The following is a 15,116-nucleotide window of genomic DNA, read 5'->3' on the forward strand; positions in this document are numbered from 1 at the left end:
GCCCGAGCCCGCTTCGGTCGTCAGGGCCTGCGGCCGTGGAAGGTGCGGCGCAGGTCGCTCACCCAGGCGTCGGGATTCTCCCAGGGGATGAAGTGGCCGCCGCGGTCGTGGGCGTTGACGTTGACGTGGTTGAACCAGGCGGCCTGCGGGCCGGTCTCGAACGCCCGGACGCGTTCCTCGGCGCCGTGGACGCCGGGCGGGTTCTCGTAGGTGACGAAGGTGAGCCCGACCGGGGCCTGCACGACGGGTGTGCGGTCGTGGGAGGGGGTCCAGGGGTAGCGGTTGGCGTTGGCGTAGTACCGCATCGACGTGCCGATGGAGTTGTTCACCCAGTAGATCGTGGCGTGGGTGAGCAGGTCGTCCTTGGTGAAGACGGACTCGACGTCGCCGCCGTTGTCGCTCCAGGCGTTCCAGCGCTCCAGCAGCCAGGCGAGCAGTCCGGCGGGTGAGTCGCTGAGTCCGTGGGCCAGGGTGGCGCCGTCGAGCACGTGCACGGCGAGGTGGGACGCCGAGCGGCGGTCCATCTCGACGAGGCGGGCGTGGACGTCGGCGGGCTGGTCGTCGGTGAGGGGCCGGTTCCGGGCGAAGTCCCAGGCGCGGGGGCCGGTGAAGAAGTCGAGCGGCAGCCCGGAGCCGATGTGGATGCCGTACAGCTCGTCGGCGTACTTGTGGCCGAGCTGGCTGGAGACGATCCCGCCGATGTCGCAGCCGCCGGCGGCGTACCTCTCGTATCCCAGGGTCTCGGTCATCAGGGTGTGCCAGAGGTCGGAGACCTTCCAGAAGTTGACGTCCGGAAAGCCGGTGAGCGGGCCGGGGAAGCCGAAGCCGGGCAGGGACGGCACGATGACGTCGAACGCGTCGGCGGCATCACCGCCGGACGCGGCCGGGTCGGCGAGCGGGTCGATCACCTTCGACCAGTGCCAGAACGTCCACGGCCAGCCGTGGGTGAGGATCAACGGGATGGGGCGGGGGCCGCGGCCGGGCTTGCGCATGAAGTGCACCGGGACGCCGGCGACGCTCACCTGGTAGTGCTCGTAGGCGTTGATGGCGGCCTCGGCCTTGCGCCAGTCGTAGCCGTCCCGCCAGTGGGCGACCAGCTCCCGCAGATAGCCGGCCGGGACGCCGTAGGACCAGTCGTCGTTCCCCTCGTCCAGCGGCGGACGGGTCGCCGCCAGACGGGCGCGCAGGTCGTCGAGGGCCTCGTCGGGCACATGGATCGGGGTGGGCTCCAGGGGAAAGGCGTGCGGGGTGGTCATGGCGTGGTTCCTTACCGGTGCGGGGGAAGCGGTGCCGTGGGCCTGTCGGACCAACATTCCAGGGTCGCGGGCGGCGACTTCAAGGGCGTGGGGCCGCGCGACCCCCGCCGGACGCCGGACACCCTCGCCGACACAGGGGTCGGGACGGGGCTCAGACCGCCCGCCACGCCTCCAGGGCGAGTCCCGGCTCGTCCTTGCGGCGGGTCAGCAGGAGTTGACCTGTCGACGGGGACAGCGTCGCCGCGACCACCCGCCCGTCCTCGTCCGTCGCGAGGCACACCCGGGCGTCCACGGTGAGCCGGGGGCCGGACTCGGTCCACCAGGCGCCCGCGGACTCCAGTTCGGTCGGATAGGCGGCGAAGGCGACCCGGCCGCCCGCCGAGCGCTGGGCCAGCAGGGTGCAGTCGTGGCCGTCGAGCTCGCAGCGCACCGCCGCGACCGGCCCGTGCCCGGCGGCGGGCAGCAGGGTGACCGGCTCGCCGCCGGGCCGCCAGGCGCACAGTTCGCCCCCGGTGCCGGTGTAGTAGAGCGTCGTACGCTCGGCGGACGTGGCGAGCGCGTGGAGGGTCCCTGGGCGCACCGGGGCCTTCAGCGGGTCCTGGAGTACCGGTGGGGCGCCGGGGGCCTCCTGACGCCAGTACAGGACGCCCTCGGGGGTGGCCGCGTACAGCTCGACCCTGCCGGACTCCCCCGTCACCGCGGCGAGTCCGTCCTGGACGCCCCTGCCGCCGAGGTCCCGCCAGGGCTCCCAGCCGCCCTTCTCCTTCTGCGCGAGCAGGCTCACGCCGCCCTGCGCGTTGCGGACGAAGACATGGGCGCGGCCCTCGGCGTCCACGGCGACGGCGGGCCAACCGGTGCGGTCGCCCTTCTTGTCGGGGTGGCCGACGGGGTTCCAGTCCAGGGCGGCGAGGTGGGCGCGGAAGTGGGTGGAGTGCACGAGGCCCGACTCGCCCTTGGTGGTGGGCCGCCAGGACACCAGGTGGGCATAGCCGTCGGCGCCCTGACCGAGGGCCAGGACGGGATGCAGTTTCTGTTCGCCGCCGACCTTGCGCGGGCCGGTCCAGGTGCCGCCGGGGCCCTGCTCCGCCCGGCACAGGACGGCGTCGCCCGACGACTGGTAGACACTGAGCCGGCCGTCTCGGCCGCGAAGGAGCCAGTCTCCGTTCACCCGGTCACTCTAAGCCGGGGCACACCGCCCCCGGTCCGCGCCCTCCCCCATGCGGGCGAGGGGGCACCATGGCAGGCATGACGCACACCCCGGACGCCCCGGACCCGGTCCCGCCCCTGCTCGTCGTCGACGGTGCCAACGTCGTCGGGTCCGTCCCCGACGGCTGGTGGCGTGACCGGCGCGGGGCCGCCGAACGGCTGCGCGACCGCCTGGTGGCGTACGCGGACTCGGGTACGGCGGAACTTCCCGGCCCGCTCGAACTGGTGCTGGTGGTCGAGGGCGCCGCCCGCGGGGTGCCGTCCGTGCCGGGGGTGCGGGTCGAGGAGGCGTCCGGCAGTGGGGACGACCTGATCGTGGAGCTTGCGGCGCGGGCCGGGGACCGTACCTGTCTGGTCGTCACCGCGGACCGTGAGCTGCGGCGGCGGGTGACGGCGCTGGGCGCGCGGGTCACCGGGCCGCGGGCGGTGCTCGGCTGAGCCGGCCGCGCCGCCCGGTGGCCGGCGCCGGCCCCGGCGCGGGTCACGACATCGGCGGCGCGGGCTCCGGTTCCGGCTGCTCGGGACGGGCGAGACGGCTGTGCGAACGACCGTAGAGGAAGTAGACGACGAAACCGATCACCATCCAGATCGCGAACCGCAGCCAGGTCTCGGCGGGCAGGTTGAGCATCAGCCAGAGCGTGGCGCACACGGAGAGGATCGGGACGAACGGTACCCACGGGGTGCGAAAGGCCCGGGGCAGGTCCGGTCGCGTCCTGCGCAGGATGATCACGCTGATCGCGACGACCACGAAGGCGAACAAGGTGCCGATGTTCACCAGTTCGGCAAGCTCGCTGAGGCTGGTGAAACCGGCGACGATCGCGATGATCACACCGAGCAGAATGGTCGGCCGGTGCGGGGTCCGGAACCGGGGGTGGACCCGGGAGAAGAAGCGCGGCAGCAGCCCGTCGCGGCTCATCGCGAAGAACACCCGGGTCTGGCCGAGCAGCAGGATCAGGCACACGGTGGTCAGGCCGATGGCGGCGCCGAAGCTGATCACGCCGGCGTACCAGGGGTGTCCGATGGCTTTGAAGGCGTCGGCGAGCGGGGCGTCCACGGACAGCTGGGTGTAGTTCTGCATGCCGGTGACGACGATGGAGACGGCCACGTAGAGCACGGTGCAGATGAACAGCGAGCCGAGGATGCCGCGCGGCACGTCCCGTTGCGGGTTGCGGGTCTCCTCGGCGGCGGTGGCCACGATGTCGAAGCCGATGAAGGCGAAGAAGACCACGGACGCGGCGGTGAAGATGCCCATCACGCCGAAGTTGGCGGGCGCCCAGCCGAACATCAGCTGCACCAGCGGGGCCTTGAGGCTGGCGCCGGCCGGCACCGGCTGGGCGGGCGGGATGAAGGGGCGGTAGTTGTCGCCCCGCACGAAGAAGGCACCGGCGATGATCACGATGAGCACGACGGCCACTTTGATCGCAACGACCAGCGAGGTGATCCGGGCCGACAGTTTCATGCCGAGGACGAGGATCGCGGTGAGCACGAGCACCAGGAGCGCGGCGAGGATGTCGAAGCCGAAGCCGTGGGCGCCGTCGCGGCCGGAGAGGTACTCGGGCAGGTGCCAGCCCGCGTTGTCCAGCAGCGAGCGGATGTAGCCGGACCAGCCGACCGCGACCACCGCGGTGCCGAGCGCGAACTCCAGGACCAGGTCCCAGCCGATGATCCAGGCGGGCAGCTCGCCCAGGGAGGCGTAGCTGAAGGTGTACGCCGAGCCCGCCACCGGGACCGTCGAGGCGAACTCGGCGTAGCACAGGGCGGCGAGGGCGCAGACCACGCCGGAGGCGACGAAGGCGAGGGCGACGGCGGGTCCGGCGTTGTTCTTGGCGACCTGTCCGGTCAGCACGAAGATACCGGTACCGATGATCACGCCGACGCCGAAAACGGTCAGGTCGAGCGCGGAGAGGGACTTCTTGAGCGCATGCTCCGGTTCCTCGGTGTCCCGGATCGACTGCTCGACGTTCTTCGTCCGGAAGAGCGAGCTGCTCACGTTGCTGCCTCCCACGCTCGTCGTCCTCGACCTGGCTCGACATGATCGAGAGGAACGGGACGCGAGTGCCCCGTGACAGGCAGGCTTACGCACGCGGGCCGGTTCCGCCACCGCAAAGGAGCGGCGGGACCGGCCCCGGTCGAGCGCCCGTCCTAGTCGCGCGCGGGTTCCACGGAGTCGACCGTGTCCGCCGTACGGTCGAACCGGCCGTCCAGCTTGGCTACCAGGCCGGTGACCTGACGCGCGATGTCCGGCGCGGTGAGCCCGATCTCGGCGAGCACCTCGGCGCGCGAGGCGTGGTCGAGGAAGCGCGGCGGGATGCCGAAGTCGCGCAGCGGCACGTCTACGCCCGCGTCGCGCAGCGCCTGCGCGATGGTGGAGCCGACGCCGCCGACGCGGCTGTTGTCCTCGACGGTGACGACGACCCGGTGCCGTTCGGCCAGCGGGGCCATCGCCTCGTCCACCGGCTTGACCCAGCGCGGGTCGACGACGGTGGTGGAGATGCCCTGCTTGTCGAGCAGGTCGGCGATCTCCAGGCACATCGGGGCGAGAGCGCCGACGGAGACCAGGAGTACGTCCGGACGTTCGGTGCCCGCCTCGCGCAGGACGTCCATGCCGCCGACGCGGCCGACGGCCGGGACGGCGGGGCCGACGGCGCCCTTGGAGAAGCGCACCACGGTCGGCGCGTCCTCGACGGCGACGGCCTCGCGCAGCTGGGCGCGCACCTGGTCGGCGTCGCGCGGCGCGGCCATCCGCAGGCCCGGCACGACCTGAAGGATCGACATGTCCCACATGCCGTTGTGGGAGGCGCCGTCGGTACCGGTGACGCCGGCCCGGTCGAGCACGAAGGTGACGCCGCACTTGTGCAGGGCGACGTCCATCAGGACCTGGTCGAAGGCGCGGTTGAGGAAGGTGGCGTAGACGGCGAAGACGGGGTGGACGCCCGCGTGGGCGAGGCCCGCGGCGGAGACGGCGCCGTGCTGCTCCGCGATGCCGACGTCGTAGACCCGGTCGGGGAAGCGCTTGGCGAACTTGTCGAGGCCCACCGGCTGGAGCATGGCCGCGGTGATGGCGACGAGGTCCTCGCGCTCCTCGCCGAGCTTGACCATCTCCTCGCCGAACACGGAGGTCCAGTCGGCGCCGGAGGCGGCGATCGGCAGGCCGGTGTCCGGGTGGATCTTGCCGACGGCGTGGAAGCGGTCGGCCTCGTCCTGGAGGGCGGGCTGGTAGCCGCGGCCCTTCTCGGTGAGGCAGTGCACGATCACCGGGCCGCCGAACCGCTTGGCGCGGGCGAGCGCCGACTCCAGCGCCTCGATGTCGTGGCCGTCGATCGGGCCGACGTACTTGAGGCCCAGGTCCTCGAACATGCCCTGCGGGGCGATGAAGTCCTTCAGCCCCTTCTTGGCACCGTGCAGCGTCTCGTACAGCGGGCGGCCGACGACGGGGGTCTTCTCCAGCACCTCGCGGGTGCGGGCGAGGAAGCGCTCGTAGCCGTCGGTGGTGCGCAGCGTGGCCAGGTGGTTGGCGAGGCCGCCGATGGTGGGGGCGTACGACCGCTCGTTGTCGTTGACGACGATGACGAGCGGGCGGTCCTTGGCGGCGGCGATGTTGTTGAGGGCCTCCCAGGCCATGCCGCCGGTCAGCGCGCCGTCGCCGATGACGGCGGCGACGTGGCTGTCGCGTTTCATGAGCTGGTTGGCCTTGGCGATGCCGTCGGCCCAGCCGAGCACCGTGGAGGCGTGGCTGTTCTCGATGACGTCGTGCGCGGACTCGGCCTGCGCGGGGTAGCCGGACAGGCCGCCCTTCATCTTCAGCCGGGAGAAGTCCTGCCGGCCGGTGAGCAGCTTGTGCACGTAGGACTGGTGGCCGGTGTCGAAGAGCACCTTGTCCTTCGGGGACTCGAAGACCCGGTGCAGGGCGATGGTGAGCTCGACCACTCCGAGGTTCGGGCCGAGGTGTCCGCCGGTCTTGGAGACCGCCTCCACGAGGAAGGTCCGGATCTCCCCTGCCAGCTGGTCCAGCTCCTCCAGGCTGAGCCGGTCCAGATCGCGCGGTCCCGTGATGCGGGTCAGCAGCGGCACCCGTGCCTCCTTGCAATTAGAGCTGATCGAGCTTGCCGGGCTCGCCAGAGTCTAACTTTCCGGCGACGCCCGGCATGAACGTGCCCGGCACCTTGCGGGGTGCCGGGCACATGGGTTCACCGAAGCGGGGTGTGTTACGCCCGTCCGGCCGTCTTCTGCGTCTTGCGGGTGACCGCGTCGATCACGACGGTCGCGAGCAGCACGCCACCGGTGATCATGTACTGCACCGGCGACGCGATGCCCTCGAGCGCGAGGCCGTACTGGATCGAGACGATCACGAGCACGCCGAGCAGCGCGTTCCACGTGCGGCCGCGGCCGCCGAAGAGCGAGGTGCCGCCGATGACCGCCGCCGCGATCGCGTTCATCAGCAGGTCACCGCTGCCCGCGCCCTGGTTGGCCGAGGCGATCTTGGAGGCGAGGAAGAGACCGCCGATCGCCGCGAAGGTGCCGGAGATCGCGAAGACCGAGATGCGGACCAGGTCGACGTTGATGCCGGCGCGCCTGGACGCCTCGACGCTGCCGCCGAGCGCGAACACCTTCCGGCCGTACGCCGTGCGGCGCAGCACGAAGTCCGTGAGGACGAGCACCGCGATGAAGATCACGACAGCGAGCGGCAGGCCCTTGTACTGGTTGTAGACGGCCGCGACGGCGAAGGACACGATCGCGAGCAGCACCGTGCGCAGAATGGTTTCGCTCAGCGGGCGCGAGGGCACCCCGGCTGCCTCCCGGCGCCGGTTGCCGAGGTACGACGTGAGGAAGAACAGCACGGTGACGACGAGCGCGAGCCCGTAGGCCGCGGCGACGTCGGAGAAGTAGTAGCTGGTCAGCTTGGCGACCAGGCCCTCGCTGTCCAGGTTGATGGTGCCGCTGTCGCCCAGGACCTGGAGCATGAAGCCGTTCCAGAAGAGCAGACCGGCCAGGGTGACGGCGAACGCCGGGACACCGATCTTCGCGAAGAAGAAGCCGTGCAGCGCGCCCGCGACGGTGCCCACCAGGATGGACAGCACGAGGGCGAGCCACGCGGTCATGCCGTGCGTGACGGTCAGCACCGCGTAGGAGGCCCCCGCGACACCGGAGACGGAACCGACCGAGAGGTCGATCTCACCGAGCAGCAGCACGAAAACGATACCGACGGCGATCATGCCCGTACCGACCATCGTGACGGAGATGTCGGAGAGGTTGCCCGCGGTGAGGAAGTTGGAGTTCAGGCTCTGGAAGATGATCCAGATGATCGCCAGGCCGATGATGACCGGGATCGCGCCCAGGTCGCCGGCCTTCATCTTCCGCTTGAACTCGGTGATGTAGCCCGCGAAGCCCTGCTCGCGCACGAGCAGACGGGGGTCGACGGCGGTGACGGTACCGGCCGCCGCCTCGGTGTTCTCCACGGCGCTGTCCTCGGGAGCGTGGTCCTCGGGAGGCGTGGAGGTCTTGTCCAGGCTCACTTCTGGACCTCCTTGACGGTACGCGCCGCACGCCGGGTGACGGCGTTGTCCGTGGCGCCGGTGATGGCGGAGATGATTTCTTCCTGCGAGGTCGCGGCGACGTCGAACACGCCGTTGTTCCTGCCGAGGCGCAGCACCGCCACCTTGTCGGCGACGGCCTTGACGTCGGCCATGTTGTGGCTGATGAGGATGACGGCGTGGCCGCGTTCGCGCAGCCGCTCCACCAGGTCGAGCACCTGTGCGGTCTGCTCGACGCCGAGCGCGGCGGTCGGCTCGTCCAGGATGACCAGCTTGGGCTCGCCGAGCATGGAGCGGGCGATGGCCACCACCTGGCGCTGACCGCCGGAGAGGGAGGCGATCGGGATGCGGACGCTGGGGATGCGGATCGACAGCTGGTCGAGCAGCTCACGGGAGCGGCGCTCCATCTCGACCTCGTCCAGGACACCGCGCCTGCGGATCTCCCGGCCCAGGTAGAGGTTGCCGACCACGTCGATGTTGTCGCACAGCGCGAGGTCCTGGTAGACCGTCGCGATGCCCAGACCCTGGGCGTCGTTGGGCCGGTTGACCTGGACGGGGCGGCCTTCCCATTCGATGACGCCCTCGTCGATGGGGTGGACGCCGGCGATCGTCTTGACCAGCGTGGACTTTCCGGCACCGTTGTCGCCCACCAGGGCGACCACCTCACCGGCGTGGACCTCAAGCTCTACGTCGGTGAGCGCCTGGACGGCACCGAACCGCTTGGAGACCCCGCGCAACGCCAGCACGGGCGTAGCGGACACGTGAACCATCTCCTTCGCCGCCTGACCCGGCGGGAGGTTGTGCAGAAGTTTTCTGGGGGGTTCCGTCCGGCGCCCCGCGCCGAGCTTGCGGGGCTGTGTGTGTCGCGGGACGCCGGAGGACAGTGGGACGCCTCTCCCCTCACGAAAGGGGGACCCCGGGGCAGCTACGGGGGTGAACTCCCCGGGGACGAAGGCGCGTGACGGCGGCTTACTTCAGGCCGAGCTTGTCGCAGGCGGCCTTGTACTGCGAGGTGCAGATGTCGGCGACCGTGTAGACGCCGTCCTTGATGACGGTGTCCTTGATGTTGTCCTTGGTCAGCGCGGTGACCGGGACGAGGACGGAGGGCACCTGCTGGGTGGTGGGGCTGTCGACCTTGTCCTTGGCGACGGAGTCGAGGGACTTGCCCTGCGCGAGGTCCACGGCCATCTCGGCGGCGGCGTCGGCCTCCGGGGCGTACGGCTTGTAGACGCTCATGTACTGCTCACCGGCGACGATGCGCTGCACACCCGCCAGCTCGGCGTCCTGGCCGGTGACCGGGACGGAGATGCCGGCCGCCTTGAGGGCGGTGATGATACCGCCGGCCATGCCGTCGTTGGCGGAGTAGACGCCGACGATGTTCTTCTTGCCCAGCGCCGAGATCGCGGCCTCCATGTTGGAGTTGGCGTTCTCCGGCTTCCAGTCCTTGGTGTCGTACTCCTTGCCGACGTTCACCTTGCCGTCGAGCACCTCGTGGGCGCCCTTCTTGAACTGCGCGGCGTTCGGGTCGGTGATGGAGCCGTTCATCATCACGATCTTGCCGGCCTTGGCCTTGGAGCCCAGGGCCTTCAGCAGGGCCTCGCCCTGGGTCTTGCCGACGGTCTCGTTGTCGAACGAGGTGTAGGCGCTGATCGGGCCCTGCGCCAGGCGGTCGTAGGCCACGACGGGGATGCCGGCGTCCTTGGCCTTCTGCACCGAGCTCTTGATCGCCGCCGAGTCCACGGCGTCCACGATGAGGACGTCCACCTTGTTGGTGATCATCGTGTCGACCTGCTGGTTCTGCGTGCTGGCGTCCTGCTTGGCGTTGGCGTAGACCACCTGGCCCTTGCCGTTCGTCAGCTCCTTGACCTTCTTCTCGATCAAGGGGCGGTCGAACTTCTCGTAACGGGCCGTCTGGTTCTCCGGAAGGAGCAGACCGACCTTGATGGCGTCGCCCTTCTTGGCGCTGCCGGTGGACTTGCCACCGCCGCCGGACTCCTTGGCGCTGCCACAAGCGGCGAGCGAGACGGCCATGGCACCAGCGGCAACGGCGAAGGCCGCACGACGCATACGCGTGTTCACTTCTCAAACCTCCCTGACGAGGCCGCGTCGTTGCGGCCGAGGTGGCTGGAAGTCAACTCGGCCACACGTGCGACGTCAAGAAGTAAATCCTTAACGAGATGGCAACGGTGCCATCCGTTCTCTAAGTGAAGGCAGGCGCGGTCGCAGCCGGAGCCCCTGCGACAGAACCATCCAGAAGTGCCGAATCGCCCATCTCGCTCAGCGCGAGGGCGAGGGCGCCGAGCACCTCGGCGCGGCCCCCAAGTGCCCCGGGGAGCACGGTGAGTTGGCGGGCGGCGCTGGGGATCGCGTAGCGGCTCACGGACTCCCTGATGGGCCCGAGGACCAGCTCGCCGGCCTCCGCGAGATCGCCGCCGAGGACCACCCGGGTGGGGTTGAGCAGATTGCAGAGATTGGCCACGCCGCTGCCGATGTGGCGGCCGACGTCGGCGACCACCCGGCGGCATCCCGGGTCGCCCTCCCTGGCGAGCCGTACGACGCCCTCCATGGTCAGGTCTGGGCCGTGGCTCGGCCGGAGCAGCGGGAGCACGTAGGGGGCCGCCGCGAAGGTCTCCAGGCAGCCGCGGTTGCCGCAGCGGCAGACCGGTCCCGACTCGTCCAGGGTGATGTGACCGATCTCGCCCGCGGTGCCGCCGGGCCCGCGGTAGATCTTGCCGTCGATGACCAGGCCGGCGCCGACACCGCTGGCGACCTTGATGTAGGCGAGGTCGCGCACGCCCTTGCCGCTGCCCCAGACCAGCTCGCCGAGGGCGCCGAGGTTCGCGTCGTTGTCCACGTGCACCGGCACGCCGAGCCGTTCGCGCAGCTCCTCGGCGGGCTTCGTGCCGCCCCAGCCGGGCAGGATCGCGCTGTGTCCGAGGGTGCCGGACTCCAGGTCGATCGGGCCCGGCACGCCGAGCCCGACGCCCGCGACCTTGGAGCGGTCCACCCCCGTGGCCACGATCAGCCGGCTGACGAGTTCCTCGGCCCGGTCGAAGCCCTGGGCGGCGGAGGCGTCCACGTCCAGCGGTTCGGCCTCCTCGGCGAGCACCTGGTGGGCGAGGTTGCCGACCGCGACCCGCAGGTGCTGGTGCCCGAAGTCGACGCCGATCACGATGCCGGCGTCCCCGCTGAGGCTGACGCTGCGGGCCCGGCGCCCGCCCGCCGAGGTGGGCGTGACCTCGACCGTCCCGCCGTCCTTCAGCTCCCGCACGATGTTGGAGACCGTGGCGGCGGACAAGCCGGTCGTCCGCGCGATCTCCGCCTGCGTGAGCGATCCGGCCAGCCGGACGGCCCGTACCACCCGCTCCAGGTTGGCTCGGTGCAGCGACGACTGCGACCCTGGAGTCTCCACGACGACCTCCTGAGCGCGGGGCCGCTTCGGCGAGGCCCCGTGTATGTCCAACTAGTGAACTCTAAGCTGAGCCTTTCGAGGCGACTCACGTCAAGAGGTTGAGCCGGATCCGGGGTACGCCACAGACGCGCACGCCGCCCGGAGGACCGGAACGGCGTGCGCGTGATCGATCACGGAGCGTGATGTCGCTCCCGGCGGCGGGCTACTTCAGCGCCCCCGCGGTCAGACCCTGGACCACCTGCCGCTGGAAGACGACGTACGCCCCGAGGACCGGCAGCATGGCCATCACCAGGCCCGCGAAGAGCCCCGACCAGTCGCCCTTGTACCCCTGGCTGACCGCGAGCTGGACCAGGCCCTGGGTGAGCACCTTCTTGTCGGGGTCGGTGTTGAGGACCGTGGGCAGCATGTACTGGTTCCACTGGCCCAGGAAGTTGAAGATGCCCACGCTGATCAGACCGGGCTTGGCCATGGGCAGCATGATCTGGAAGAACGTACGCGTGTGCGAAGCCCCGTCGACGAACGCCGCCTCCGCCACCGAGGTCGGCAAGGTGCGGAAGAAGGCGGTGAGGAAGAAGACGGTGAACGGCAGCGAGTACGCGATGTAGACCAGGATCAGCCCGTGGATGGTGTTCAGCAGCCCCATGTTGTTCACCACGTAGAACAGGGGGACCAGCGCCAGCATGATCGGGAAGCTCATGCCGCCGATGAACAGGTAGTAGATGAAGCGGTTGCCCGGGAAGTCGAAGCGGGCGAGCACGTAGGCCGCCATCGAGCCGAGCACCAGGGTGCCGACGAGCGAGCCGCCCACCACCAGGACGGTGTTGAGGAAGTAGTCGCTCATGTTGGCGTCGGTCCAGGCCCGCGCCCAGTTCTCGAAGTGCAGCCGGTCCGGCAGCGCCCAGGGCGAGCCGAAGATGGAGCCGTCGTCCTTGAAGGACGTCATCACCGCCCACGCCAGCGGCATGACCACCATGATCGCCCAGATGACCAGCACGCCGTGCGAGAAGACGTTGAGGACGGTGCCCTCCCTCTCGCGGCGGCCGGGCCTCGGAACCGGCACGTCCACCGTGGAGACGCTCGCACCGGGCTCGGCCGGCAGCGGGGCGGGGGTCTCGGTCGTCTTCATCGGTTCAGAACTCCAGCCGCTCGCGACGGCCCAGCCGCATCACGATCGCCGCGAACGCGAGCGTGACGACCAGCAGGGCGACGCCGATGGTGGTGGCGTAGGCGGCCTGACCGTCCCGGAACGCCTTCTGGTACACGTACAGGACCAGCACCGTGGTCGAGTAGTCGGGGCCGCCCGGACCGGTCGTCATGATCTGCACGACCGCGAAGGACTCGGCGCCGAGCGCGAGGATGCCCATGTAGACCCAGCCGGACTGCACGGTGTCCCACAGCAGCGGCAGGGTGATGCGGAAGAAGGTGGTGGCGCGGCTCGCGCCGTCGATCAGCGCGGCCTCGTACAGCTCGGCCGGGATCGAGGCCATGCCCGCGGAGAACAGGACCACGAAGAACCCGGTCGTGGACCACACGAGCACCGCCATCACGCACCACAGGGCGAGGCCCGGATCGCCCAGCCACAGAGGCTGTACGTGATCGAGTCCGATGCCCCGCAGCAGCGAGTTGATCGCTCCGCTGTCCGGGTTGTACGCGAACTGGAAAAGGAGCGCCACGATCGCGATGGACAGAACCTGCGGGAAGAAATAAACGATCTTGTAGAAGGAGGAGCCCCGGACACCCGTGAGGGCGGGGCCTCCCCTTCTGCGCCGTCCGCCCACATTGATCATGAAGGCGAAGAAGAGCGCCAGACTGATCGTCACGATCGGCAGCACCAGAGCGAACAGCAGGCTGTGCTGCAACGACTTCCAGAAGATGTCGTCGTTCAGCATCCTCTTGTAGTTGTCGAAGCCGACCATCTTGAATTCGGGGCTCAGGCCGGTCCAGTCCGTGAACGAGTAGTAGATGGACTGGATGAAAGGCCACACCACGAACAGCGCGTACAGTCCCAGGGGTACTGCCAGGAACCCCACGATGAACCGGTACTTGCCGTGCTGCATCGCCACTCCGGTGCGCTCGGGGGTGCTGGTTACTGGTGCTTGTAGTGCTTGATGGAGGTGTCCTTGGCCGCCTCGTCCGCGAAGCCCTGGATCTTCTTCATGGCCTCGGCCGGGGTGAGCCGGCCCGCCATCATCTCGCCGAGAGCGCCCACACCGATCTTCTCCTTCTCCAACTGGACGTACCAGTCCTGGAGGCGCGGGTTCACCACGTTGGACCCGGCCAGCTGGAGCGCCGCCACACCCGACTTCAGGCCGGGGGTCAGCTCGATGCCACTGGTGCCGCCGTTGTACGCGGTCAGCGACTTCACCTTGGCGGTGAAGTTCTTCGAGGACGCCTCGGACAGCATGATGCGCAGCTGCTCCATGCCGCCCTCGGGGTTCGCCGCCTTGGCGGGCACGATGAACGGCTCACCACCGGAGGCCCAGATGGTGCCGAAGGGCATCTTGTCGCTGCCGTCGATGCCGGAGGGCGCCGAGACGGCGAGGTCGAAGTCCTTGGGGATGACGTTCGCGGACTCGTTCTCCACCCAGGAGCCGTTCGGGATGAACAGCGCCTCGCCCTTGGCCCACGCGGTCTGCGACTGGATGTGGTCGAGGCCCGGCGTGCCCTTGAGGACGTAGCCCTTCTTGAACAGCTCGTAGTACGCCTCGAAACACGCCTTGACCGCGGGGTGCTTCCAGGCGTTCGGCTCCAGGTTGTCGATGGCGTCCAGGACCTCGCGGCCCCCGACCTTGCCGATCATCGGATAGAGCGAGAAGGGGATGTAGTACGGGTACTTGCCCGCGTACGTCCAGCCCGCCATGCCCTTCTTCTTGGCCTTCGCGCACACCTGGAGCATCTCGTCCCAGGTCTTCGGGTACTCGGCGTCGAGCGAGTCGAGCGCCTTCTGCGAGTACCAGACGCCGTAGACCGTGTAGGCGTAGTACAGGATCCACACCGGCCGGCCGTCGAACTGGCCCATCTCCACGATGCCGGGGCGCAGCGTGTCGCGGACCTTCTTGCTCGGGTCGTCGTACGACGGCGCGTCGAGCAGCGGGGTGAGGTCGGCCAGCTGGTTCTTGCCGACCAGGACGCCCATGTCCATCTGCTCGGCGCCGGAGTTGTCGATGAGGTCCGGCGGGTTGCCCTGGTTGAAGCGCGGCTGGAGGGTGGACTGGATCTTCTGGGTGGCGGCGAACTTCACCGTGGCCTTGGGAAAGTCCTTCTCGTAGATCTTGACCGCGTCCTGCGCGTACTCCTTGCCGAAGCCGCCGTCGAAGAGGACGAACTCCATCTTGGCGGTGTCGTTCACGCCGAGCGGGTTCTTGGCCGTCTTCTTGCCTGCCTTGGCCTTGCTCTGGCCGCCGCCCCCGCTGCTCGCGCACGCGGACAACAGGCCCATCCCCGGAACGGCGACCAGGCCGAGCGCGGCGGACCGCCTGATCAGTTCTCGGCGGCCGACACCCTCACGGTCGTGCGCAGTGGATCCCATGCTCAAGTCCTCGCCTTCTCCAGGACTCAGGCGGTGAACCGGATCCTGCCCGGCACCGCGGTCGGGTCAAGCTGGGTGGTGCAGGAAGTTCTTCGTGCATGCAGTGCGTGTACTACCGGGATTGTTCTTGTACCGGGCGCCGACAGGTATAGTCCACTTCCCGTCGGCGGAGCAAGATCGAA

Annotated in this window: 12 protein-coding genes; 1 reads left to right on the top strand and 11 read right to left on the bottom strand. The window is 69.5% G+C overall.

Annotation, left to right across the window (positions count from 1 at the left end; translation table 11 throughout):
- Positions 1-20 precede the first annotated feature (20 nt).
- Positions 21-1,256: an epoxide hydrolase family protein gene (locus QSK45_RS03370; protein WP_285553013.1), complete on the bottom strand. Its 1,236-nt coding sequence runs from the start codon at positions 1,254-1,256 to the stop codon at positions 21-23.
- A gap of 151 nt (positions 1,257-1,407) precedes the next feature.
- On the bottom strand, positions 1,408-2,424 hold the full coding sequence (locus QSK45_RS03375; protein WP_285553014.1) for a DUF8189 domain-containing protein: 1,017 nt from the start codon (positions 2,422-2,424) through the stop codon (positions 1,408-1,410).
- A 77-nt stretch (positions 2,425-2,501) separates the two neighbouring features.
- Here QSK45_RS03375 and QSK45_RS03380 point away from each other — a divergent pair, with 77 nt between their 5' ends.
- Positions 2,502-2,900 carry a PIN domain-containing protein gene (locus tag QSK45_RS03380; RefSeq protein WP_285553016.1) on the top strand — a complete coding sequence of 133 codons (399 nt, stop codon included), beginning with the start codon at positions 2,502-2,504 and terminating at the stop codon, positions 2,898-2,900.
- A gap of 43 nt (positions 2,901-2,943) precedes the next feature.
- Here the strand turns inward: QSK45_RS03380 and QSK45_RS03385 are convergent, their stop codons facing one another.
- The 9 genes from QSK45_RS03385 to ngcE all read right to left on the bottom strand — a co-directional run bounded on the left by QSK45_RS03385 (position 2,944) and on the right by ngcE (position 14,934).
- A complete protein-coding gene (locus tag QSK45_RS03385) occupies positions 2,944-4,452 on the bottom strand; it encodes an amino acid permease (protein ID WP_285553017.1) in 1,509 nt (502 codons plus the stop codon).
- A 152-nt stretch (positions 4,453-4,604) separates the two neighbouring features.
- Positions 4,605-6,533, bottom strand: coding sequence for a 1-deoxy-D-xylulose-5-phosphate synthase (gene dxs, locus QSK45_RS03390; RefSeq protein ID WP_285553019.1), 1,929 nt, complete (start codon positions 6,531-6,533; stop codon positions 4,605-4,607).
- 134 nt (positions 6,534-6,667) lie between these two features.
- A complete protein-coding gene (locus tag QSK45_RS03395; protein ID WP_285553021.1) occupies positions 6,668-7,975 on the bottom strand; it encodes a sugar ABC transporter permease in 1,308 nt (435 codons plus the stop codon).
- Entirely contained in the window at positions 7,972-8,763 is a 792-nt protein-coding gene (locus QSK45_RS03400) for an ATP-binding cassette domain-containing protein (RefSeq protein ID WP_285553023.1), read from the bottom strand. Before QSK45_RS03400 ends, QSK45_RS03395 begins: the two co-directional genes overlap by 4 nt.
- Before the next feature lie 199 nt (positions 8,764-8,962).
- Positions 8,963-10,060, bottom strand: coding sequence for a sugar ABC transporter substrate-binding protein (locus tag QSK45_RS03405; RefSeq protein ID WP_285553392.1), 1,098 nt, complete (start codon positions 10,058-10,060; stop codon positions 8,963-8,965).
- Between the two features lie 133 nt (positions 10,061-10,193).
- The gene (locus QSK45_RS03410; RefSeq protein WP_285553025.1) at positions 10,194-11,405 is read right to left on the bottom strand and encodes an ROK family transcriptional regulator; all 1,212 of its coding nucleotides are present in this window, start codon (positions 11,403-11,405) and stop codon (positions 10,194-10,196) included.
- Between the two features lie 202 nt (positions 11,406-11,607).
- Positions 11,608-12,531, bottom strand: coding sequence for a carbohydrate ABC transporter permease (locus tag QSK45_RS03415; protein ID WP_285553027.1), 924 nt, complete (start codon positions 12,529-12,531; stop codon positions 11,608-11,610).
- A 4-nt stretch (positions 12,532-12,535) separates the two neighbouring features.
- The gene (locus QSK45_RS03420; protein WP_285553029.1) at positions 12,536-13,462 is read right to left on the bottom strand and encodes a carbohydrate ABC transporter permease; all 927 of its coding nucleotides are present in this window, start codon (positions 13,460-13,462) and stop codon (positions 12,536-12,538) included.
- Between the two features lie 29 nt (positions 13,463-13,491).
- Positions 13,492-14,934: an N-acetylglucosamine/diacetylchitobiose ABC transporter substrate-binding protein gene (gene ngcE / locus QSK45_RS03425; RefSeq protein ID WP_285553030.1), complete on the bottom strand. Its 1,443-nt coding sequence runs from the start codon at positions 14,932-14,934 to the stop codon at positions 13,492-13,494.
- Positions 14,935-15,116 lie beyond the last annotated feature (182 nt).

Source organism: Streptomyces hygroscopicus subsp. hygroscopicus (assembly GCF_030269125.1).
Lineage (GTDB): Bacteria > Actinomycetota > Actinomycetes > Streptomycetales > Streptomycetaceae > Streptomyces > Streptomyces hygroscopicus_C.